Annotated in this window: 20 protein-coding genes and 1 riboswitch; of the genes, 9 read left to right on the forward strand and 11 right to left on the reverse strand. The window is 69.2% G+C overall.

The window, feature by feature from the left end; all coding sequences use genetic code 11:
• Positions 1-86: 86 nt before the first annotated feature.
• On the reverse strand, positions 87-263 hold the full coding sequence (locus V9G19_RS19420) for a hypothetical protein (RefSeq protein ID WP_462287064.1): 177 nt from the start codon (positions 261-263) through the stop codon (positions 87-89).
• Between the two features lie 289 nt (positions 264-552).
• On the opposite strand from V9G19_RS19420, the gene V9G19_RS19425 reads away from it, so the two are divergent.
• A complete protein-coding gene (locus V9G19_RS19425; RefSeq protein WP_462287065.1) occupies positions 553-2,190 on the forward strand; it encodes an AMP-binding protein in 1,638 nt (545 codons plus the stop codon).
• A gap of 29 nt (positions 2,191-2,219) precedes the next feature.
• Here the strand turns inward: V9G19_RS19425 and V9G19_RS19430 are convergent, their stop codons facing one another.
• From V9G19_RS19430 to V9G19_RS19440, 3 genes are all read right to left on the reverse strand, one after another.
• Positions 2,220-2,933, reverse strand: a complete 714-nt coding sequence (locus V9G19_RS19430; protein WP_462287066.1) for a GNAT family N-acetyltransferase — start codon at positions 2,931-2,933, stop codon at positions 2,220-2,222.
• A 69-nt stretch (positions 2,934-3,002) separates the two neighbouring features.
• The gene (locus tag V9G19_RS19435; RefSeq protein ID WP_462287067.1) at positions 3,003-4,649 is read right to left on the reverse strand and encodes an ABC transporter permease; all 1,647 of its coding nucleotides are present in this window, start codon (positions 4,647-4,649) and stop codon (positions 3,003-3,005) included.
• Entirely contained in the window at positions 4,646-5,542 is an 897-nt protein-coding gene (locus V9G19_RS19440) for an ABC transporter ATP-binding protein (protein WP_462287068.1), read from the reverse strand. Before V9G19_RS19440 ends, V9G19_RS19435 begins: the two co-directional genes overlap by 4 nt.
• Positions 5,543-5,588: 46 nt before the next feature.
• Here V9G19_RS19440 and V9G19_RS19445 point away from each other — a divergent pair, with 46 nt between their 5' ends.
• The 5 genes from V9G19_RS19445 (at position 5,589) to V9G19_RS19465 (ending at position 10,678) form a co-directional block, all read left to right on the forward strand.
• Positions 5,589-6,110 carry a GbsR/MarR family transcriptional regulator gene (locus V9G19_RS19445; protein WP_462287069.1) on the forward strand — a complete coding sequence of 174 codons (522 nt, stop codon included), beginning with the start codon at positions 5,589-5,591 and terminating at the stop codon, positions 6,108-6,110.
• A 48-nt stretch (positions 6,111-6,158) separates the two neighbouring features.
• A riboswitch (TPP riboswitch) is annotated at positions 6,159-6,265 on the forward strand.
• 39 nt (positions 6,266-6,304) lie between these two features.
• Positions 6,305-7,426: a thiamine ABC transporter substrate-binding protein gene (locus V9G19_RS19450; protein WP_462287070.1), complete on the forward strand. Its 1,122-nt coding sequence runs from the start codon at positions 6,305-6,307 to the stop codon at positions 7,424-7,426.
• Positions 7,423-9,135 carry an ABC transporter permease gene (locus V9G19_RS19455; RefSeq protein WP_462287071.1) on the forward strand — a complete coding sequence of 571 codons (1,713 nt, stop codon included), beginning with the start codon at positions 7,423-7,425 and terminating at the stop codon, positions 9,133-9,135. The genes V9G19_RS19450 and V9G19_RS19455 overlap by 4 nt, the downstream gene beginning before the upstream one ends.
• Entirely contained in the window at positions 9,132-10,256 is a 1,125-nt protein-coding gene (locus V9G19_RS19460; protein WP_462287072.1) for an ABC transporter ATP-binding protein, read from the forward strand. Before V9G19_RS19455 ends, V9G19_RS19460 begins: the two co-directional genes overlap by 4 nt.
• Before the next feature lie 29 nt (positions 10,257-10,285).
• Entirely contained in the window at positions 10,286-10,678 is a 393-nt protein-coding gene (locus V9G19_RS19465; protein ID WP_462287073.1) for a VOC family protein, read from the forward strand.
• A gap of 42 nt (positions 10,679-10,720) precedes the next feature.
• Here the strand turns inward: V9G19_RS19465 and V9G19_RS19470 are convergent, their stop codons facing one another.
• From V9G19_RS19470 to V9G19_RS19490, 5 genes are all read right to left on the reverse strand, one after another.
• Entirely contained in the window at positions 10,721-10,930 is a 210-nt protein-coding gene (locus V9G19_RS19470) for a hypothetical protein (RefSeq protein ID WP_462287074.1), read from the reverse strand.
• 278 nt (positions 10,931-11,208) lie between these two features.
• Positions 11,209-11,973, reverse strand: coding sequence for an energy-coupling factor ABC transporter ATP-binding protein (locus tag V9G19_RS19475; protein WP_462287075.1), 765 nt, complete (start codon positions 11,971-11,973; stop codon positions 11,209-11,211).
• Positions 11,970-12,731 carry a cobalt ECF transporter T component CbiQ gene (cbiQ, locus tag V9G19_RS19480; RefSeq protein WP_462287076.1) on the reverse strand — a complete coding sequence of 254 codons (762 nt, stop codon included), beginning with the start codon at positions 12,729-12,731 and terminating at the stop codon, positions 11,970-11,972. The genes V9G19_RS19475 and cbiQ overlap by 4 nt, the downstream gene beginning before the upstream one ends.
• Before the next feature lie 2 nt (positions 12,732-12,733).
• Complete coding sequence (locus V9G19_RS19485; protein ID WP_462287077.1) at positions 12,734-13,165, reverse strand: PDGLE domain-containing protein; 432 nt, start codon at positions 13,163-13,165, stop codon at positions 12,734-12,736.
• Positions 13,162-13,854, reverse strand: a complete 693-nt coding sequence (locus V9G19_RS19490) for an energy-coupling factor ABC transporter permease (protein WP_462287078.1) — start codon at positions 13,852-13,854, stop codon at positions 13,162-13,164. Before V9G19_RS19490 ends, V9G19_RS19485 begins: the two co-directional genes overlap by 4 nt.
• 236 nt (positions 13,855-14,090) lie before the next feature.
• Here V9G19_RS19490 and V9G19_RS19495 point away from each other — a divergent pair, with 236 nt between their 5' ends.
• Positions 14,091-14,870, forward strand: coding sequence for a hypothetical protein (locus V9G19_RS19495; RefSeq protein ID WP_462287079.1), 780 nt, complete (start codon positions 14,091-14,093; stop codon positions 14,868-14,870).
• A gap of 267 nt (positions 14,871-15,137) precedes the next feature.
• The gene (locus tag V9G19_RS19500) at positions 15,138-17,564 is read left to right on the forward strand and encodes a glycogen/starch/alpha-glucan phosphorylase (protein WP_462287080.1); all 2,427 of its coding nucleotides are present in this window, start codon (positions 15,138-15,140) and stop codon (positions 17,562-17,564) included.
• A gap of 31 nt (positions 17,565-17,595) precedes the next feature.
• On the opposite strand, the gene V9G19_RS19505 is transcribed toward V9G19_RS19500, so the two are convergent.
• The gene (locus V9G19_RS19505; RefSeq protein ID WP_462287081.1) at positions 17,596-19,566 is read right to left on the reverse strand and encodes a CHAD domain-containing protein; all 1,971 of its coding nucleotides are present in this window, start codon (positions 19,564-19,566) and stop codon (positions 17,596-17,598) included.
• Positions 19,567-19,699: 133 nt separating this feature from the next.
• Here V9G19_RS19505 and V9G19_RS19510 point away from each other — a divergent pair, with 133 nt between their 5' ends.
• Positions 19,700-20,908, forward strand: coding sequence for an ATP-binding protein (locus V9G19_RS19510; protein ID WP_462287082.1), 1,209 nt, complete (start codon positions 19,700-19,702; stop codon positions 20,906-20,908).
• Between the two features lie 206 nt (positions 20,909-21,114).
• On the opposite strand, the gene V9G19_RS19515 is transcribed toward V9G19_RS19510, so the two are convergent.
• The gene (locus V9G19_RS19515) at positions 21,115-21,237 is read right to left on the reverse strand and encodes a hypothetical protein (protein WP_462287083.1); all 123 of its coding nucleotides are present in this window, start codon (positions 21,235-21,237) and stop codon (positions 21,115-21,117) included.
• Positions 21,238-21,291 lie beyond the last annotated feature (54 nt).

The raw sequence follows: 21,291 nt of genomic DNA on the forward strand, positions 1-21,291 counted from the left end.
TGCGTCTTCAAGTGTCGACTCCGCTTGATCGCGGCTGAGTTTGGCAACCCCCAGGTTCACCTCGACCGACCAGCGTCTGAACTCCTTCAGGGCCGAGCCCACAATCCCTTCCGGAGTTCCCTGATGATTGCCTCGACGACATCGACCAAGGTTTGACGCTGGGCACTCACGGCGGCCACCCGGCACCCGCGAGAGCGCAACTCGTCCTCGACGAGGTGGCGCACGGAGGTCTTGCCGAAGCGCCGGTCGCCCGTCAGTGACACGGATGTTCCCGAAGGTAGTCGCAGCAGGCGGCGACCTCATGCTCTCGCCCGACGATGTGGCGATTGTCCGGCGGCGTGCCGATCGCGAGCGGCAGGCGAGTCGGCCACCTTGCCAGAACGCATCCAGCTTGATGTACATCAATGCTGATGTACATCAAGCCTGATGTGTTTCCTCCCGGGCTCACCACGGGCTCACCGGGGAAGCTCGAGTCGAGTGAGTTGAGCCTTGCCAGCGGCCGACCCGCGAGCATGGCAGGCTGGGGCACAACATCCCGATCGAGGAGGATCGATGCCCGTCACCGCCGACGACCCCCAGCTTGCGCACGCCATCGGTGAGACCGACCCACCGCTGCTGACAAACACCATCTCGGCGAATCTCGACGCCACGGTGGCCGCGTATGGCGACCGGGAGGCGCTCATCGACTGCGAGCAGGGCATCCGCTGGACGTATGCCGAGTTCGCCGCCGAGGTGGACAAGGTCGCCCGGGCGCTGGTGGCGGCCGACTTCGCCGTGGGCGAGCGGGTCGGCATCTGGGCGCCCAATATGGCGCAGTGGACGGTCGTGCAATATGCCACGGCCAAGGTCGGCCTGATCCTCGTCAACATCAACCCGGCCTATCGCACCCACGAACTGCAATACGTCCTGCGCCAGGCGGGTATCAGCTTGCTCGTCGCCGTCGAACAGTTCAAGACCAGCAACTACCGATCGATGATCGATCAGGTCCGCTCGCAGTGCCCGGACCTGCGCGAGGTGCACTACTTCGGCACGCCGGAGTGGGACGACTTCGTCGCGGCCGGTTCAGCGGTGCAGCCTGACCTCGTGCAGGGCATCGCCGACTCGCTCAAGCCCGAGGACCCGATCAACATCCAATACACTTCGGGGACAACCGGATTCCCCAAGGGCGCGACGCTCTCGCACCTGAACATCCTCAACAACGGCTATCTCGTCGGCGAGGTCTGCCGCTACACCGAGCAGGACCGGGTGTGCATCCCGGTGCCCTTCTATCACTGCTTCGGCATGGTCATGGGCAATCTCGCGAGCACGACGCACGGGGCGACAATGGTCATCCCCGCTCCGGGTTTCGACCCGGCCAAGACGCTGGCGGCGGTCCAGGCCGAGAAGTGCACCTCGCTCTATGGCGTTCCGACCATGTTCATCGCCGAGTGGGCGCTGCCCGACTTCGCCTCCTACGACCTGTCGTCGGTGCGCACCGGGATCATGGCCGGCTCGCCCTGCCCCGCGGAGTTGATGAAGAAGCTGATCGCCGCCGGGATCGAGGAGGTGACGATCTGCTACGGCATGACCGAGACGTCACCGGTCTCGACCCAGACCCGCACCGACGACGACTTCGACCACAAGGTCGGGACGGTCGGACGGGTCTGCCCGCACCTGGAGATCCGGGTGGCCGACCCGCTGAGCGGGCAGACGCTCAAGCGGGGTGAGCCTGGCGAGTTCTGCACCAAGGGCTATTCGGTCATGCTCGGCTACTGGGATCAGCCCGAGAAGACCGCCGAGGCGGTGATCGACGGCTGGATGCGCACCGGTGACCTGGCGATCATGGACCCCGACGGGTATGTGCGGATCACCGGCCGGATCAAGGACATGGTCATCCGGGGCGGCGAGAATATCTACCCCCGTGAGATCGAGGAGTTCCTCTACACCCACCCCGACATCCTCGACGCCCAGGTCATCGGGGTCCCGGACGAGAAGTACGGCGAGGAGTTGTGCGCCTGGGTGCGGATGCGCGAGGGCGCCGAGCCGGTGACCGCCGAGTCGGTGCGCGAGTTCTGCACGGGCAACCTGGCGCACTACAAGATCCCGCGCTATGTCCGGATCGTCGAGGACTTCCCGATGACCGTGACCGGCAAGGTCCGCAAGATCGAGATGCGCGAGGTTTCCAGTCACGAGCTGGGCCTGGACGCCTGAGCGCTGGACGACGCCCGTTGCCGACCCGCTCAGCGAGCGTCGCGCGTGGCGACGGCGAGCGAGGTGAGCTGCCGCCCGAAGGGGTCGAAGTTGTCCGGGGCGAGCCAAGCGGCATACGCGGCCGAGATCGCCGGCCACTCGGCGTCGGTGATCGAGAACCAGTCGGTGTCGCGGTTGCGGCCCTTGTAGACCAGCGCGTTGCGGAAGCGGCCCTCGAAGGTGAAGCCCAGGCGCATCGCCGCGCTGACCGACGGCCCGTTGCACGAGTCGCACTTCCACTCGTAGCGCCGGTAGGCGAGGTCGTCGAAGACGTGCCGCGCCATCAACACCATCGCCTCGGTCGCGGCCGTGGTGCGTTGCAGCGCAGTCGAATACACGATCCCACCGACCTCGGCGGAGCCATTGTCCGGGTCGATCCGCAGATAGCAGGCGATCCCCAGGCCCTCGCCCTCGGGCGAGAGGATCGCCATCGGCACCGCAGCGGGTATGCCGATCAGCCCGGTCACGTAGTCCTCGAACTCCGCCGGCGTCATCCCCGACGGCGCGAGGTTGTAGGTCCAGATCCGCGGATCGGAGGCGGTGACCATCGGGCCGTAGAGGACACCCGCGTGCGCGGGACGCAACGCCTCGACCCGGACGTAGCCGCCGGTGAGCGTGACCGGCATGATCGGTGGCCGCGGCTGCCAATCCGGCACGGGGTCACCGACGGGCTGGCCGAACTCGTTAACGGACACGACCCCCATCGTAGGCAGCCGCACCCGGCCAGGCCGCGGCACCTCACGGATGTCGCGGCGTTGCGTGCTGTCGCCGCTTCAGGTGATGTCGCGGCGGCGATAGCCCCAAAAGCCCGCGACGAGCAAGGCTGCAGCGAGCAGCGTCTCGACGATCACCGGCCCCCAGGCCATCGGCTGGGCCGGCAGCTGCGGCAGCTGCCCGAACGGCGTGGCGTCGAGCACGCCCTGCGGGAAGCCGAGCACGCCGCCGATCCAGTTGACGACGAGCGACCAGCCGACGACTGCCCACGGCAGGAGACGCAGTCGCGGGGCGAGCCCGTGCACGGCGACGCCCAGGCCGAGGCAAAGCCAAACCCCGGGCGCCAACGCCATCGCGGCGCCGAGGATCCGCGGGATCAGCCCGCGGTCACCGGCCAGTCCGGATTGGAGCGGCAGCAGGACGCCGATCGCGGCGAGCAGCCCGGTCGGGACGACGAGCGCGGGGACGACAAAGGCGAGCAGTTGGCGCGTGCGCGCCGTGTCGGTGGCGAGGATGACCTCGGCGTGCCCGGCCTCCTCCTCCTTGCGCAGCCGCTCGAAGAGCTGCAGGGCAAAGACGGCGAGCAGCACGACGAGGATGCCGAGCATCGCGACGAAGAAGGCCGCCTGTAGGTCCTGCGCCCCGGCGCCCATCCGCCGGAAGCGCTCGGCCAGCTCGGGATCGTCGGCCACGGTCTCGAAGACGTCCGCGAGTGAGCCCATGACGAGCGCGAAGATCACTAGCCCGATGCCCCAGCCGAGGCTGCTGCCCCGGGTCAGGCGCCAGGCCAGGCCCGCCGCTGACGACAGCCGGGCCGGAGCGCTCGCCGGTCCGGGCCGCGCGGGCCGCAGCCCGGCGCCGTGGTCGCGCCGTGCCTCGACCGCGAAGGCGAGCCCGATCAGGCTGGCCGCGAGCGCTGCCGGCAGCGCCAGCACCCACCAGCGCTCCGCGGCATACGGGCGAGCGAGGGGGGCCCACTCGACCGGCGAGAGCCAGGCGAGGGGACGCAGCGCGCTGTCGCTCGCGGAGCCGTCGGCGAGCGCACGCAGCAGGTAGGCCGCGCCCAGCGCTCCCATCGCGACGAACCGGCAGGCGCGCGTTGAGGCGCTGAGCTGGGCAGCGCAGGCGCCGACGCCGACGAAGACCGCGGCAGTTAGGGCGATGCCTAGCCCCATGCACAGCGCGCCCGCGGCTGGTGTGTTGAGGCCGATCATCGAGACGCTGATCAGCAGCCCGAGGAGCCCGGATCCGGTCAGCCCCAACAGGATCGCTCCCCACAGCAACGAGTGCCGCCCGATCGCCCCGGCACGCAGCAGCTCGGTGCGGCCGGCTTCCTCCTCTGCCCGGGTGGCTCGAATGACCCCGAGCGCCGCCATGACGCCGCTCATCACCGCGGTGAACCCGCCGACCCGCCACATGGCGAAGCCACCGGCGTTCAGCAGGTCAAACGGCGGGCCGAGCATGGCCCGCATCGTCGGGTTCGCGGCCAGCCCGGCCGCGACCTCCCGCCCCGCCGCGTCGTCGCTGATCGTTTCGCGGTATGCCGCTGTCGTCGCCGGCACGAAGCTCCACAGCACAAGCACCCAGACCAGCCAAAACCAACGGTCCGAGCGCACCGCGCGCCGCCAGGCCAGGCCGGTGCCGGTGAGCGGGCCGGCCTGTTCGTGGCGGGTGTGCGCTTGGCCGGGCAGCGCGGTCGTCGTCATGCCGCACCGTCGTAGTGGCGCAGGAAAAGCTCCTCGAGGGTCGGCGGGGTCGCGGTGAACGACCGCACACCTTGGGGGGCCAGCCGGGCGAGGACCTCGCCCAGGGCGGCGGAGTCGACCTGAGCGCGCAGCCGGTATCCGTCGATGCTCACGTCATGGACGCCGGGCAGCGTGGCCAAGTCGGCCGGTGGGTGGTCGAGTTCGGCGCTGATCTCGGTCCGGGTCAGGTGCCGCAGGTCTTGGAGCGTCCCGGTCTCGACGCAGCGTCCGGCCCGGATGATGCTCACGTGGTCGCACAGGGCTTCGACCTCGGAGAGGATGTGGCTGGACAGCAGCACGGTGCGGCCGTGCTCGCGTTCGGCGAGAACGATCTCGGCGAAGACCCGCTCCATCAGCGGGTCCAGACCGGAGGTGGGTTCGTCGAGCAGGAGCAGCTCGACATCGGAGGCGAAGGCGGCGACCAGGGCGACCTTTTGCCGGTTGCCCTTGGAATAGGAGCGCCCCTTCTTGGTCGGGTCGAGGTCGAAGCGCTCGATCAGTTCGGCGCGCCGCCCGGCGTCGAGGCCGCCGCGAGCGCGCCCGAGCAGGTCGATGATCTCGCCGCCGGTCAGATTGGGCCACAGGCTGACGTCGCCGGGGACATAGGCCAGCCTCCGGTGCAGCGCCGCAGCGTCGCCCCAGACGTCGCCGCCGAGAAGGCGCACAGTGCCGGCGTCGGCCCGCAGCAGCCCGAGGAGGACCCGGATTGTCGTCGACTTGCCGGAACCATTGGGCCCGAGGAAGCCGTGCACATGTCCCGCAGCGACGCTCAGATCGAGGCCATCCAACGCCCGAGTCGTGCCGAAGTTCTTGACGAGCCCGACGATGTCGATGACAGCGGTCACAGCACCCATGATGCCACTTCTTTCAGTAGTTTGTGAATGTTGTTAAACTTATGACATGAGCACCGCAGCCGCGCGCGACGGACGGGCAGCCGCGCGTGACGAGGCCGCCGTGACGACCTTCGTGGAGACCTTCGGTGCGACGTTGACTGCCGCGGGCATGCAGCGCCTCGTCGGTCGGGTGATCGCGTTGCTGCTCACCGACGACGACGGGCGGATGACCGCCGCCGAGATTCAGCAGGCCCTGCACATCAGCCGCGCCGCGGTGTCGGGGGCGATGACCTTCTTGCATGCCTACGGCTTCGTCACCAAGGAACGCGAGCGCGGCAGTCGGCGCGATGTCTATGTCCTACAGACGGACACCTGGCACGACGTCACCCTGCAAAAGGCCGCCGTCATCGGCTACCTCGTCGACCAGCTCGAGCGTGGTGTCGCCGCCGTGGGCGGCCCCGCGACCCCGGCCGGGCGACGGCTGGCCTATTCGGTGGAGTTTTATCGCTTCGTCGCCGAGGAGATGGACGGCATCATCGCGCGGTGGGAGGAGCGGCGCGACGAAGTGCGCCCGCGCTATCTCGACTGATCTCCCTCGGTCGCCGCGGGAAGAGCCGGCGCCGGTGGTAGCGTTCCCCCATCCAGACAGGGGAGCGCCATACGGGGCGCTGAGAGTGCGCACCCGCGCAGACCCTCGGACCTGATCCGGTTAACACCGGCGTAGGGAGTCGAGAATCTCCCCGGCAGCACGCCGGGCCCTCCTATCGAGGAGGCGAGAAGGCCATGATCAGACCGGGCAGCAGCCACCCCACCCGACGCGGCGCGACGCTCATCGCGAGCCTGCTCCTGGCCGGAACGCTGGCGGCATGCAACTCTTCGAGCGACTCGCCGTCCACGAGCAGCACGTCCCCGTCCGGCGCCGGCTCGGCCTCGACCCCGCCGACCGAGTCGACGGAGCTGACGGTCGTCACCCATGACTCGTTCGCGCTCACCGAGTCGCTGACCAAGCAGTTCACCGAGGACACCGGCATCAAGGTCACCTATGTCGCCCCCGGCGACGCCGGGACCGTGCTCAACCAGCTGATCCTCGCCAAGGACAGCCCGCTCGGCGATGTCGTCTTCGGGATCGACAACACCTTCGCCGGCCGCGCGATCGAGGCCGGCATCCTCAGCCCGTATGCCGCTGCCTCCCTCCCCGACTCCGCCGCCGAGCTGCGCGCCGACGACAGCGAAATGCTCACGCCGATCGACTACGGCGACGTCTGCCTCAACGCCGACAAAGGCTGGTTCGAGGAGCACAAGCTGGCGATCCCGGCGAGCCTGGACGATCTGGTCAAGCCGGAATACAAGGACCTCCTCGTCGTCGAGAACCCCGCCTCCTCCTCCCCCGGCCTGGCCTTCCTCGCCGCGACGGTCGGCGCCAAGGGCGACCCCGGCTATCTCGACTACTGGGGCCAGCTGAAGGACAACGGCGTCAAGGCGGTCAAGGGCTGGACCGAGGCCTATTCGACGGAGTTCTCCGGCTCCAGTGGCAAGGGCCCGCGCCCGCTGGTCGTCTCCTACGCCACCTCGCCGGCCTTCGAGGTCCCCGACGGGGCCAAGGAGTCCAAGACGGAGGCGCTGCTCGACACCTGTTTCCGCCAGGTCGAATACGCCGGGGTCATCGCCGGCTCGCAGAACGAGGTCGGCGCCCGCAAGTTCATCGACTTCCTGCTCAGCACGCCCGTGCAAGAGGACATCCCGAGCCAGATGTACATGTATCCCGTTCAGTCCGACGCCACCCTCCCGAAGGAGTGGGTCGAGTTCGCGCCGCTGTCCACCAAGCCGATCAACGTCCCGGCCGCCGAAATCTCGGCCAAGCGTGACCAGTGGATCAAGGACTGGACGGCCAAGGTCATCGGGTGATCGCGCCCGCGGCCGGGGTTGCGCCGCGGCGGGGCCGGCGGCTGGACTCGGGGCGGGCGGACTCGTTGCCGTTGGCCGCGGGCTGGGTGCTCGCGGCCGCGATTCCGTTGGCCTTCTTGGCGATCTTCTTCGCCTGGCCGGTCCTGACGCTGGTGGCGCGCGGCTTCACCGTCGACGGCCGCCTCGATCTCGCGGCCTTCACCGACGTCATGACCGCGGCCCGCACCTGGCGGATCGTCGGCACGACGCTCAGCCTCGCCGCGCTCGGCACGATCGCCTCCGTGCTGCTCGGCGTCCCGGGCGCCTACGTCCTTTACGTATGCCGCTTCCCCGGCCGCGCGCTCGCCCGCGCCCTGGTCGGGATCCCGTTCGTGTTGCCGACGGTCGTCGTCGGCGTGGCCTTCCTCTCGCTCATCGGGCCGCGCGGCCCGCTGGCGTCGCTCGGGCTGGAGGAGTCGCGCGTGGCGATCGTCGCGGCGCTCGTCTTCTTCAACTATTCGGTCGTCGTCCGCACGGTCGGGGGGATGTGGGCACAACTCGATCCCCGTATGCCGCAGGCCGCCCGTGCACTCGGCGCCTCGCCGATGCGGGCGATGCTGACGATCACCCTGCCTGCCTTAATGCCGGCCATCGCGTCCGCGGCCGCCCTGGTTTTCCTGTTCTGCGCCAGCGCGTTCGGGATAATCATGGTGTTGGGTGGGATCAAGTACAGCACGATCGAGACCGAGATCTGGTATCAGACAACCCAATTGCTCGACCTCGGGGCGGCGTCCGCACTGTCGATCGCGCAGTTGGTCGTCGTCACGTTGTGCCTGCTGGTCACCAATCTCACGCTCTCCCGGCAGGAACGGGCGCTGGCCCTGCGCCCGGACGCGTCCGGGGAGCACCGGTGGCGGGCCCGGACCGACCTGATCCCGACGCTCGTCACCGGCGCCGTGGTTGTCGGGCTGCTGGCGGCGCCGCTGCTCACGCTCGTTGTGCGCTCGCTGCGCACGTCGGAGGGCTGGTCGCTGGCAAACTACCGGGCGCTGACGACCACGGTCGGGCGGGCGCTGCCGGTGCCGGTGTGGAGCGGCATACGGAACTCGATCGTCGTGGGTGTGCAGGCGACGCTGCTGGCCGTGGCGCTCGGTCTGCTGGTCACGCTCGTGGTCAGCAGGCGGCCGCGCAAAGCGTTGGGGCGCAAGGCATTGCGGGTGCTCGACTCACTGTTCATGCTGCCGCTGGGGGTGTCTGCGGTGACCGTCGGCTTCGGCTTCCTGATCACGCTCAACCGGCCGCCGCTCGACCTGCGTTCCTCGATGATCCTCGTGCCGATCGCGCAGGCGATCGTCGCGCTGCCGCTCGTCGTGCGCTCGATGCTGCCGGTGGTGCGGGCGATCGACCCGCGGATGCGCGAGGCGGCGGCGATGCTCGGCGCGTCACCCGTGCGGGTGCTCGCGACCATCGACCTGCCCTTCCTCGCGCGCGGGCTGGGGCTGGCGGGTGGTTTTGCGATGGCGACCTCGCTCGGCGAGTTCGGGGCGACGTCCTTCCTGGCCCGCCTGGACCGCCCGACCCTGCCGGTGGTCATCTTCCGGCTGATCGGCCGGCCGGGTGAGGCGAGCTTCGGTGCGGCCCTGGCTGCCTCGGTGGTCCTGGCCGCGCTCACCGGGCTCGTGATGTTGCTGGCCGAGATCGTCCGGCCCAAGACGGCGTCGCCGTGGTGACCAAGCGCGACAACGTCAAGCGCGACGACGTCAGGGATCCGGCCCGCAGGGTCGAGCACCTCCGGGGTCTGGCCGCCGAACACGTCGTCGTCCGCTACGGGAGCGCGACCGCTGTCGACGACGTCACCCTGCACGTCGCCCCCGGCGAGATCGTCGCCTTGCTCGGCGCCTCGGGCTCGGGCAAATCGTCGCTGTTGCGTGGGATCGCCGGGTTGGAGCCGCTCGTCGGCGGCGAGATCCGGTGGGACGACGAGTGGCTGACGGATGTCGCGGTCCACAGGCGGGGCTTCGGGGTGATGTTCCAAGAGGGGCAGCTGTTCCCGCATCGCGACGTCGGCGGCAATGTCGCCTACGGCATCCACGACCTGCCGCGCGGGCAGCGTCGGCGGCGGGTCGGCGAGCTGCTCGACGTTGTCGGCCTGGGCGGCTTCGAGGACCGCGCGGTCACCTCCTTATCGGGCGGCCAGGCGCAACGGGTCGCCCTGGCCCGCTCGCTCGCGCCCGCGCCTCGCCTGCTGCTGCTGGACGAGCCGCTCTCCGCCCTGGACCGGGCGCTGCGCGAGCACCTCGTCGGGGTGTTGCGCTCCAGCTTGCGCGCGACCGAGACGACCGCCATCTATGTCACCCACGACCAGGACGAGGCGTTCGCCGTCGCCGACCGTGTCGCGGTCATGGCCGCCGGCCGGCTCGCCCGGATCGACGCGCCCGCCGCCTTGTGGAGCGCCCCAGGCACACGGGAGGTGGCGGCTTTCTTGGGTTATGGGCCGTTCCTGTCCTCGGAGCAGGCGCAGGCACTCGGCTGGGTCGATCCGCGGCCTCCGGGCGGGCCATCCTCGGGTGACGAGACGTCCCCAACGGGGCGCCCGAGCGATTCCCGGCCGTGCCAACTGGCTGGCGCCGATCCGATCGAACTCGTGGGCGTCGGGCCGGGCGCTCTCGTCCTCGATCCCGCAGGCACGGCGGTGCCCGTCGAGTCGGCAACGGCGCGCCGCGGACACACCGAGCTGACCGTGCGTCTGCCCGGCGGCACCCCCGCGGTCGTTCGAGCGCCCCTCGGCAGCGGCATACCCCTGGAGGTGCAGGTGCGCCTCGATGCCGACGCCACCGTCGTGGTCCGCTGATCCATCGCAACCGTGGGTATCGTCAAGGCATGATTACTGCCGTCCACGCGCTCATCTACAGCGACGACGCCCCGGCCACCCGGGCGTTCTTCCGCGACGTGCTCGAGCTGCCGTTTGTCAGCGATGACGAGAGCCAGGACACCGATGGCTGGTTGATCTTTGCCACCGGACCCAGCGAAGTCGGTGTCCACCCGACCGCCGGCGAGCACGGCGGGGAGACCTTCACCGCGCCCAAGCACCACCAGGTCAGTTTCATGGTCGAGGATGTCGAAGCCGCCGCCAGCCGGCTGCGCGCCAAGGGCGCAACGATCACCACCGGCCCGGCCGACCTCGGTTTCGGCATCGGCATCGAGGTCGCCGTCCCCGGCACCGACGCGCTGCTCATCTACCAGCCCAAGCACGCCACGACCCACCACGCCTAACCAGCGGGCGGCGATCATCGCCGCCAGATCTGGGGGAGCCGCTCACACGACACCAGGCCGCACGGCGCCACCCGGCAGCGCACCACCTCGCGCCGGCGTCGACGCGGAACTCGACAGCCGACTCCGCGCGGCTGCGGACGCGTCGGTGCGCTCGGCTTCCCGCTCCAGCAGCACCGGAACGATGGCGAGCACGGCCATCAGGCCCATGCCGGCGAGGAGGAGGATCGAGGCGAGGAGCTGGGCTGCGGTCATGACTCCATCGTGCTGGCCACCCCCCTCGTCGCACGTCCCTCCCAGGTCTCGACCCGAGGTCGGACCTCCTACCCCCACCGGGAGATGCTCTCCTCCTCAGGTATGACCCCCCGCCGACATCCCCCGCCCCCAGTGCGCCGTGGTCAACCTCGTAAGTCACTGCTTCCATATCGGAAGCACAGACTCGTCACTGCTTCCACTTCGGAAGCACAGACTCGTCACTGCTTCCATATCGGAAGCAGTGACGTAGCCTCTCGCGCACCAATCCCGATCGGGTCCTACGGCCGGGCGCGCAGCGAGCGCGCGGCGACGACCGGGTCGAAGCCGAACGGCAGCTCCAGGCGGTGGGCCGCCATCAGCTCTTGGTCGGCGAGCAACTCGACCGTGGGGGCGTCGGCCACGATGACCCCGCCGGAGAGGATGACCGCGCGCTCGCACAGCTGCAGGGCATAGGGCAGGTCGTGGGTGACCATCAGCATGGTCACGCCGAGACCGGTGAGAACCTCGGCGAGTTCCCGGCGGGCGGCGGGGTCCAAGTTGGAGGACGGCTCGTCGAGGACGAGAACTTCGGGGCGCATCGCCAGCACCGTGGCCACCGCGACCCGGCGGCGCTGGCCGAAGGAGAGGTGGTGCGGCGGCCGGTCGGCGAAATCCAGCATTCCTACCGCGCGCAACGCCGCCTCGACCCGCTCCGCGATCTCGTCCTTCGAAAGGCCGAGGTTCGCCGGACCGAAAGCCACGTCGTCACGCACCGACGGCATGAACAGCTGGTCGTCGGGGTCCTGGAAGATTACGCCGACCCGACGGCGAATCTCCAGCATCGTGTCCGACCCCACCGCCAGCCCCGACACAGTGACCGAGCCAGCCCCAGCCCGCAGGATGCCGTTCAGGTGCAGCACGAGCGTCGTCTTGCCCGCGCCATTGGGGCCGAGCAGGGCCACCCGCTCGCCCGGGTGCACATGCAGGTTGACCCCAAAAAGCGCTTGGTGGCCATCGGGATAGGCAAAAGCCACACCGCGGAGGTCGAGGACCGGCGTGCTCACGCGAGCACCGCCGCCGCCAAGACCGTGGCACCGGCCGCCGGCAGGGCGAGCGCGGTCGCCCACTGCCGGCCGCTCGCCGCGAGCTGGTCGGCAAACGGCAACCGCCCGGCATACCCCCGCGAGAGCATCGCCAAATGCACCCGCTCCCCGCGCTCGAACGAGCGGATGAACAGCGCCCCCAGCGACGACGCGAGCACCGGCCACTGCCGCACCGAGCGGGCGCGGAAACCCCGCGACTCCCGGGCGATCCGCATCCGCTGCATCTCGCCGGCGACCACCTCGAGATAGCGGATCATGAAGGCGGCGATCTGCACCAGCGGCTGCGGCAGCCGCAGTTTCTCCAAGGCCCGCACCATCTCACGCGGCTCGGTCGTGGCACCAAAAAGCACCGATGCCAGCACCCCGAGGCTCCCCTTGGCGAGCAACCCCCACGCCCCCCACAGGCCCGCCTCCGACACCGTGAAAGGGCCGACCTGCACCCGTGGCCCGGTCGCGACCACCGGCAATACCAGCGCGAAGACGACGAAGGGCACCTCGACGACCATCCGCTTGAGCAGGTATGCCGCCGGCACCCGCGTCAACGCGGCCACGCCACCCAGGATCGCGGCATACGCGACGAAGGCGGCAATCGCGGTGCGCGGGGTCAGCACGACGGTGATGACGAAGAGCAGCAGGGCGACCAGCTTGGCGTGCGCGGGCAAGCGGTGAATGACGGTATGCCCGTGATAGTGCAGGTTGTGCCCGTGCCCGGCGCCCACGGTCAGTGATCGTCGTGCTCGCCGCCGCTCCCGCGGCGCCGGAGCAGATAGGTCAGCCCGAAGGCGAGCACGCCGACGAGCACGACGCCGATGATGCCCGCGAGGCCGCCGGACAGCCGCGAGTTCTCCACCCCGCGGACCCCGTAGTCCGCCAGCGGAGAGCCGCTGGTGCCGTGCTCGCTCGCGCTCGTGTCGAAGCCGAGGCTGTGCGCGACGAACTCCAGCCCGTCGGGATGACCCGAGGCATACACGCTGACCACGCCGGCGAGAACGAGCGAGACGAGCAGCCCGGTCAGCACCAGGACCCGCACATTGATCCCCCGACGAGCACCGATCCGCCGACGAGCACCGATCCGCCCACGAGCACCGATCCGCCGACGAGCACCGATCCGCCGACGAGGACCGGCCTGGCCGCCACGCGACGAGGCACTCATACCGTCAACCCGTCGCGAATCTCCAACTCCTGGCGACCGTTCAGCACCGGCCGTGCCCCATAGGCCAGGTCGGGCCGGGCCGCCACGATCGAGCCGACAGCGAGCGAGGTGATCACCGCTTCGCCGAGACCGATGAGCACGTGCCAGCCGAGCATCGTCGTGGCAAGCCTGTCCAGCGGGATGGGCGCGGCGCCGCCGGCGGCATACAGGCCGGTGAAGGCGAGCGCCGCGGCCGGGACCGACACGAACGCGCCAACCGCGGCAGCGACCGGGATCGCGGCGAGCGTGCGCGGCAGCACCCGTCGCAGCGCGAGGAAGGCGGCATACCCGACCCAGACCCCGACGATCCCGATCAGCGTGATGTTGGTGCCGAGTGCGGTCAACCCGCCGTCGGCGAACGCGATCGCCTGGACCAGCAACACGACGGACAGGCACAGCGTGGCGGTGTAGGGGCCGACGAGAACGGCGGCCAGGGCACCGCCGAGCAGGTGGCCGGAGGTGCCCGCCCCCACCGGGAAGGTCACCATCTGCGCGGCGAAGACAAAGACCGCGGTCAGCCCGGCCAGCGGAGCGGTCCGATCGTCGAGTTCGCGTCGGGCGCCACGCAGGGCCAGCGCCACCCCACTCGCGGCGACCGCGGCCGTCGCGAGCGAGATGGGCGCCGTGAGAAACCCGTCAGGAACGTGCATGCCGACCTCCGCGCAATCGTGCTTGTTGCAAGTCATTCGCAATATATCGCTCCGGGGTTCGGCCGGGCCTCCCGGACGCCAACTGCGCCCGCGTGAACCCGGCCATCGGCGCATGGTAAGACGCAGGCGTCGGGGCCGATGTGACAACGGCGAGTTCGAATCGTTACCGTGGACTGTCCCCCACGGAAGGTTCGCTCACCTTGCCTGCGCACGCACGCCCCCGTCGCATACCACGCTTGGCGCGTGGCGCCCAATTAGCGACCGTCGCCGCGCTTGCGGCCGGCTGCGTCGCGTATGCCGCAACCGGCGCCGCGGCCGGCCGACCCGGCCCGGCTGCTACCGGCTCGGTGACGGGTGACAGCGCTGCCACATCGGGCAGTGCGGTCATCCCAGGTCGCGGGGCTGGGCTGACCGGAGCAGCGGCACAGGCGCGCCCTGCCCAGGCCGAGCGCGTCTCCCGGTCGATCGCTCGCTCCAGCCGTGTCGCCGTGACGGCACCGGCGATGACGGGGCCGATGCGCCACCCGGTGGGCGCCCTTGGCATCACGGCTGTTGTCAAACCGGACCCTGTCAAGACCTTCGCGGCGGTTGCCAAGGCGACCCCCTCGGGGTCCGCGAGCGGAGGCGCCACGGGGAAGGCGGCAGTGGCCGCCGCTTCGGGTGGCTCCACGACGGCATACGCTGCGGCGGGTGCCGCGTTGGGGCTCTCGCCATCGGCGATCGCGGTCTACTCGGCGGTGCGCTCGACGTTCGGAATCACCAATATCGGCGGCCTGCGTCCGGGTGATTGGGGCGATCACGGAACCGGCCACGCCGTCGACGTCATGATCGCCAGCTCCGGCCAGGGCGATGCGGTGGCGGGCTTCGCGATCGCCAATGCCGGCCGGTTGAACATCAAGTACGTTATCTGGCAGCAGCGGATCTGGATGCCGAGCACCGGCTCGTGGAAGCTCATGGCCGACCGGGGCAGCCCCACCCAAAACCACATGGATCACGTCCACATCTCGGTCAACTAATCTCACCCGCGAGCCTGGTCCGCGTCGATTCCCGGCTTCGACAGCGTCTGCGTGGCAGGTGGGGATGTGCGGATTACCGAGTTGCGCTAGCGTTCCAGTGCACCCCGAACCGAGAGCGACTGCGAGGCCACCGTGACCGACGCTCCCGCGGGCCCACGCGGCCCGGTTGAATACGACAGTCCGTCCCTGAACTTCCGCCGGATCGGCCCACGCCATCAGCCAACCCACCCGCTGGCGAGTAAGCCTGCGATTGCCCCGCAACGCACGGTGGATGCCTTCATCCAGGAGTTCCTCGAGGAGTTGAACTTCGGCCAGGGCGCCCCCTTGGACCGCTCCACGGTCAACCACCAATACCTCGCGCTGGCGCGAACCGTGCGGCAATACCTCATGGCCGACTGGCTCGAGACCGCGGCCCGGCGGCGGGCCCGCCCGACCAAGATGGTCGGCTACCTCTCCGCCGAGTACCTTCTCGGGCGGCAACTGGTCAACGCCACGCTCAACAGCGGCTTGGCCGAGATCGTTGAGCAGGCGACAGCGGCGCTCGGACTCGATCTGGCCGAGATCCGCGCCCAGGAGGTCGAACCGGGCCTCGGCAATGGCGGCCTCGGGCGGTTGGCTGCGTGCTTCATCGATTCCCTCGCGACGATGAACGTCAGCTGCATCGGCTACGGCATCCGCTACGAGTACGGCATTTTCCGTCAGGTCTTCACCCCGGACGGGCGGCAGAGCGAGGCTCCCGACAGCTGGCTGGCGCTCGGCGCCCCATGGGAATTCCCCAACCCCGACCGGGCGGTGCTCGTTGAATTCGGCGGACACGTCGAGGGCTACAGCGACGAGTCCGGGCGGCGCCGGCGGCGCTGGGTGCCCTCATGGAATGTGCTGGGGATTCCCCATAACTACATGGTCCCCGGCTACCGCAATGGCGTGGCCAACACCCTGCGGCTGTGGGGGGCCGAGGCGACCCGGGCCTTCGACCTCGACATCTTCAACTCGGGCGACTACGCCGAGGCGGTGCGCGCCCAGACCTTTGCCGAGAACATCTCCAAGGTCCTGTATCCGGAGGATTCCACCCCTCAGGGCCGCGAGCTGCGCCTGCAGCAGCAGTACTTCTTCGTTGCCTGCTCGATCAAGGACTATGTCCAAGGCACCCTCCCCGAGGGATTCGATCTCGCCAAGCTGCCCGATCAGATCATCTTCCAGCTCAACGACACGCACCCGGTCATCGCGATTCCCGAGTTGATGCGGCTGCTGTTGGACGAGCACGACATGGAGTGGGAAGACGCGTGGGCGATCGCCTCGCGCTGCTTCGCCTACACCTGCCACACGTTGCTCCCCGAGGCGCTGGAGGTCTGGCCGACCGAGTTGGTCGGGCGGCTGCTGCCTCGGCACCTGGAGATCATCTACCAGATCAACGAGCAGTTCCTGGCCCAGGTGCGCGAACGGTTCCCCGGTGACGAATTGCGCGTGCGACGGATGTCGATCATCGGGGAGTTCCCGGAAAAGGGTGTGCGGATGGCGCACCTGGCGACGGTGGCGGCAACCAAGGTGAACGGCGTCGCCGAGTTGCACTCCCAGCTCTTGCGCGACAAGGTGCTGAGCGACTTCGCCGCGATGTGGCCGGAGAAGTTCACCAACGTCACCAACGGCGTGACCCCCCGACGCTTTATTAGGATGTCCAACCCGAGCCTGAGCAACCTGCTCACCGAGACTATCGGCGACGGCTGGATCCGGGACCTGGATCAGCTGGCCCAGCTCGAGCCACTCGCGGACGACGCCGCTTTCCGTGAGCGCTTCCGCCAGGCCAAGCGCTCCAACAAGGAGCGGCTCGCGCACATCTCCGAGCGGCAGCTGGGCATCCAGCTCCCGCCCCACCACCTCGTCGACCTCATGGTCAAGCGGTTGCACGAATACAAGCGCCAACTGCTCAAGGTGCTGCACATCGTCACGACCTACGAGGGCATGATCTCCGGAGCGGTCTCGCCCGCGGACGTCACGCCCCGGCTGGCCATCTTCGGGGCCAAGGCCGCGCCCGGCTATTACATGGCCAAGGAGATCATTTATCTGATCAACCGGGTCGCGATGGTCATCAACAACGACCCGCGCATCGACGGCCGGCTGATGGTGGTCTTCCCGCCGAACTACAACGTCACGGTGGCCCAGGCGATCATCCCAGCGGCCGACCTGTCGGAGCAGATCTCGCTCGCCGGCAAGGAGGCCTCCGGCACCGGCAATATGAAGCTGACCCTCAACGGCGCGCTCACGATCGGCACCGACGACGGCGCCAATGTCGAGATCCGCAAGCTCGTCGGCGACGACAACTTCTTCCTCTTCGGGATGACCGAACCCGAGGTCGCCGCCCTGCAGGCGCAGGGATACGTGCCCAGTGCCTACTACGAGTCCAATCCCGCCCTGAAGCGGGCCATCGACCTGATCGCCAGCGGTCACTTCACCGAGGGCAATCGCGAAGCGGTGGGGTCGATCGTCGGGGATTTGCTCTACAACGACAGGTTCCTCGTCATGGCGGACTATCAGTCCTATATCGATGCCCAGGCGCGCGTCGATGCCGCGTATGCCGATCAGGACGCATGGGCGCGGTCGGCGATCCTCAACGTCGCCCGCTGCGGCTTCTTCTCCTCCGACCGCGCGATGCGCGACTACATCGACCGGATCTGGGGAGCAGAAGTCCGTCGCTAGGGCACCCCCCCGGGGGGCTCGCCGGCGCTAGCTAGCGCCGGCCGCGGGGGCGCAGCCGGACCCGCGGCAGCTCGGGGACCGGAATACGGGTGATCTCGCCGTCGTAGCCCTCCACCACGCCGAACCGGCCTTCCCTGGACTCCCAGGCCTCACGGAACTTGACGATGTCGTCGTGGCTGCGGCCGACGAAGTTCCACCACATGACGATCTCCTCCTCGAACGGCTCACCGCCCAGGAGAAGCACGCGGGCGCCGTCCGGCCCGGGGCGCAGCCGCAGCCGCTTGCGTCCCTTGTCATAGACGGCGAGGTCGCCGCTGCCGAGAGTCTGCTCCCCGAGGATCAGATCACCGGTGTCGACCAGCACCCCATGCTCGTATGCCGCGTTCAGCTTGACCGTGGCATCGGCGCCGACCGGCAGCGTGAGTTCCGCACCGACGATGGGCGTGAAGGTCTGCACGGGCGAGGCGGGCAGCCCGGGAAGGCGGCCGACGAAGACACGCGCCCCTCCTCCCCCCTCGAGTCTGACCCGCTCGGGCACATGATGCTCGAAGCGCCGATAGGTATCAATCGCACTCTCCGGCAAAGCAATCCATAACTGGACCCCGTGCAGCGTCTTGGTGTCGGGAGTGGATACCTCCGAGTGGGCGATCCCGAAGCCCGCGGTCATCAGATTGACCTCGCCCGGGCGCACGATGCCCTGCCCACCGCCGGAGTCGCGGTGCTCGATCTGACCCTTGAACAGCCACGAGACGGTCTGTAGGCCGGTGTGGGGGTGCGGTGGGACATCCATCCCCTCCTGCCCGTCCTCCCCGATGGCCGTCGGCCCGTAGTGGTCCAGGAAGCACCAGGCGCCGATGAACGAGCGGTCACGGTGCGGCAGCGTGCGCCGCACCGTCAATGCGCGGATGCCGCCCAGTGGGACTTCCCGACCGTGCAGGATCTGGTCGGGGTCGGCGTCGGCGCGCGGGTCGGCGCCCGGAACCCGGCGCCAGAAGGGCACGAGCTCCATCAGGTCGTGCCAGGCGTTGATGGCGTGCGTGCGATCGGCTCCCTCGCCGATGTGCTCTGCCGGGATGTCGTGCGCCGCCAGGGTGTGGATCGCGACCGCGATGTCGTTGGCCTCGCCGAACGAGTCCTGCATATCGCCCAGCCTCGAGGAGAAGAGACTCGGCGGGGAGCCGGGGGAATCGGCATACAGACTCTCGAAAAACTCACAGCCATAACGCAGTTTCTTGCCCTCGATCCGCACCCGGTGAAGGTCGTGCGCGGGCAGCGTCGACAGCTGCGAGCCGGCCGCGGCGATGCGGTCGTAGCGGCGTTCGAGCGCGCGGTCGGTCAACTCGCGGGCCGGCGCGTCGCGCAGGTCGGCGGCCCCGTCGAGCCAGTGCGGATCGTCGAGCCACTCGCGCAGGTCGCGCTTCATCTCCTCCCACTGCGGCGAGCGCAACAGGGCGTTGGCCACGGCATAGGTGCGCCGCCGGCGGCCGCGCAACGGTTGCGTATGCCGATAGGGCCAGTCCTCCTTGAGCGCACGCAGCAGGAGCACATCGGCATCCCGCGCCGGGCCGAGCGGCAGGACGATCTCGCGCATCCGGATCTTGAGTTCCAGGCCGTGCTCGTCCTTCTCCAGCAGCGGTTTGAAGAGCGACATCGCGGCGCGGGCGCGCCGCCACGAGACCCGGGTCTGGTGGAGGTTGCCGGGGTGTTTTCCCTTGAGCCACAAGGTTTCGTTGGGGGCGAGGTGATCATCGAGGCAGGAGCGCAGGCACGCTTGGAAGGCTTCGCCGACGGTGGCGTCCGGCGGGATCTCGACCTTGCTTGCCTTGACCGCCGGGTTGGGTTCCTCCGGCTTGGCCGCGGTCGTCCCGGCGACGGGCTGGGCCGTCGCTGTTTTCGCTGCAGCGGTGGTTGATTTCGGCGCGGCGGTCGCGCGTGATCTGGCGGCGCGGTTGCCGGCCGGGCGCGACGACGCCGCCGTGCGGCGGGCCTGCGGTGGCGTCATTGGTCCAACCTAGTGGGTTCCGGGCCGGGACGGGTGGCGATCGGAGCGGTGTTTGGTCCACCGCGGGCCGACACCTCTGGTGACCTATCGTCAAATCTGCCGGATTCTCTAGAGACTGGAATACGGTCCCATCGTGGACCCGATTCGCAACCCGTATGCGCCCGGCGCCGGTCAGCGCCCACCCGAGCTGGCCGGCCGCGACGAGCAGTTGGCGACCTTTGACGTGGTGCTGCAGCGGGTCGCCAAGGGCCGCCCCGAGCGGTCGCTCATCCTCACCGGGCTGCGTGGCGTCGGGAAAACGGTGTTGCTCAATGCACTTCGCGGACAGGCCGTTCGGGCCCGTTGGGGAACAGGCAAGTTCGAGGCGCGCCCCGACCAGGCGTTGCGGCGGCCGATCGCGGCGGCGCTGCATGTGGCCGTGCGCGAGCTGGGACACAGTCATGCCGAGCAGGTCGACCATGTGCTCGGCGTGGTGAAGTCGTTCGCCCAGCGCGAGACCGGCGCCGGAGCCAAGCTGCGCGACCGCTGGAATCCCGGTATCGACGTGCCGGCGGTCCCGGGCCGAGCCGACTCCGGCGATATCGAGATTGACCTGGTCGAGCTGCTCACCGACGTGGGCGGGCTGGCGGCGGATCTCGGCCGCGGCGTCGCGGTGTTCATCGACGAGATGCAAGACCTCGGGCCCGAGGACGTCTCGGCGTTGTGTGCGGCGTGTCATGAGATCTCGCAGTCGTCATTGCCGGTGATCGTTGTCGGCGCCGGCCTCCCCCACCTCCCGGCGGTGCTGTCGGCCTCGAAGTCTTACTCCGAGAGGCTCTTCCGGTATGCGCGGATCGACCGCCTCGACCGCGAGGCCGCGACCGCGGCGCTGACGGTGCCAGCGGAGGAGGAGGACGCGGCATACGAGAGCGGGGCGTTGGAGGAGATGTATGCCGTCACCGGCGGCTATCCGTATTTCATCCAGGCCTATGGCAAGGAGGTCTGGGACGTCGCGCCCGGCACACCGATCACCCGCGCCGACGTCCTGGTGGCGATCCCTCGCGCCGAAGCCGAACTTGCCGTTGGCTTTTTCGGTAGTCGCTTCGAGCGCGCGACCCCCGCCGAGCGCGACTACCTGCGCTCGATGGCCGAGGTGTCGGTTGTCGGCCGCGCTGACGGCCTGGTCGAACTCGACTCGGTCGCGACTGCCGATGTCGCCAAAGCGCTTGGCAAGCAACCTCAATCCCTCTCCCCCGCCCGTGATGCGTTGCTCAAGAAGGGCCTGATCTACTCCACCGAGCGCGGCCGGGTCGCCTTCACCGTCCCGCACTTCGGGCGATATCTCAGGGAGCACCCGTCTTAGTGTCGGCCGCGTGGGAAAATGAGAGTTGGGCGAGGACTTTGAGAGTTGGTGAGAGTAGAGGGGCGTCCGACCGGGCATTTTGAGAGTGCGCTCGGCAAGGAGCTACGCCAGAGTCCGACGAGGTGATCTGCCGGTGTCGCGTCCGGGCTACCCGCCGACTGCACCGGATCGCGCGGTCTCGCCTTCGGCTTGACCTTGACCCGGGGTCAGGGCTCCTTCGCCGACAACGCCCACCCGGCTGGCGCCAACTCCGCTCCCCTGGCCGAGCGCGGATGGGCCGGTTGGACCAGGGTCGAGAAGCGGATCCAGTAGCCCGCGGAGATGCGCACCGGCTGGCCAACCTCGAGCGTGAGGTCCGCGAGCTGCGTCGAGCGAACGAGATC

The sequence above is a fragment of the Nostocoides sp. genome (assembly GCF_037045025.1).
Classification (GTDB): Bacteria; Actinomycetota; Actinomycetes; order Actinomycetales; family Dermatophilaceae; genus Nostocoides_A.

Coding starts and splice junctions, on each gene's coding strand:
- V9G19_RS19425 (WP_462287065.1), top strand. CDS start 553: ATGCCCGTCACCGCCGACGACCCCCAGCTTGCGCACGCCATCGGTGAG.
- V9G19_RS19430 (WP_462287066.1), bottom strand. CDS start 2,933: ATGGGGGTCGTGTCCGTTAACGAGTTCGGCCAGCCCGTCGGTGACCCC.
- V9G19_RS19435 (WP_462287067.1), bottom strand. CDS start 4,649: ATGACGACGACCGCGCTGCCCGGCCAAGCGCACACCCGCCACGAACAG.
- V9G19_RS19440 (WP_462287068.1), bottom strand. CDS start 5,542: ATGGGTGCTGTGACCGCTGTCATCGACATCGTCGGGCTCGTCAAGAAC.
- V9G19_RS19445 (WP_462287069.1), top strand. CDS start 5,589: ATGAGCACCGCAGCCGCGCGCGACGGACGGGCAGCCGCGCGTGACGAG.
- V9G19_RS19450 (WP_462287070.1), top strand. CDS start 6,305: ATGATCAGACCGGGCAGCAGCCACCCCACCCGACGCGGCGCGACGCTC.
- V9G19_RS19465 (WP_462287073.1), top strand. CDS start 10,286: ATGATTACTGCCGTCCACGCGCTCATCTACAGCGACGACGCCCCGGCC.
- V9G19_RS19470 (WP_462287074.1), bottom strand. CDS start 10,930: ATGACCGCAGCCCAGCTCCTCGCCTCGATCCTCCTCCTCGCCGGCATG.
- V9G19_RS19485 (WP_462287077.1), bottom strand. CDS start 13,165: ATGAGTGCCTCGTCGCGTGGCGGCCAGGCCGGTCCTCGTCGGCGGATC.
- V9G19_RS19490 (WP_462287078.1), bottom strand. CDS start 13,854: ATGCACGTTCCTGACGGGTTTCTCACGGCGCCCATCTCGCTCGCGACG.
- V9G19_RS19505 (WP_462287081.1), bottom strand. CDS start 19,566: ATGACGCCACCGCAGGCCCGCCGCACGGCGGCGTCGTCGCGCCCGGCC.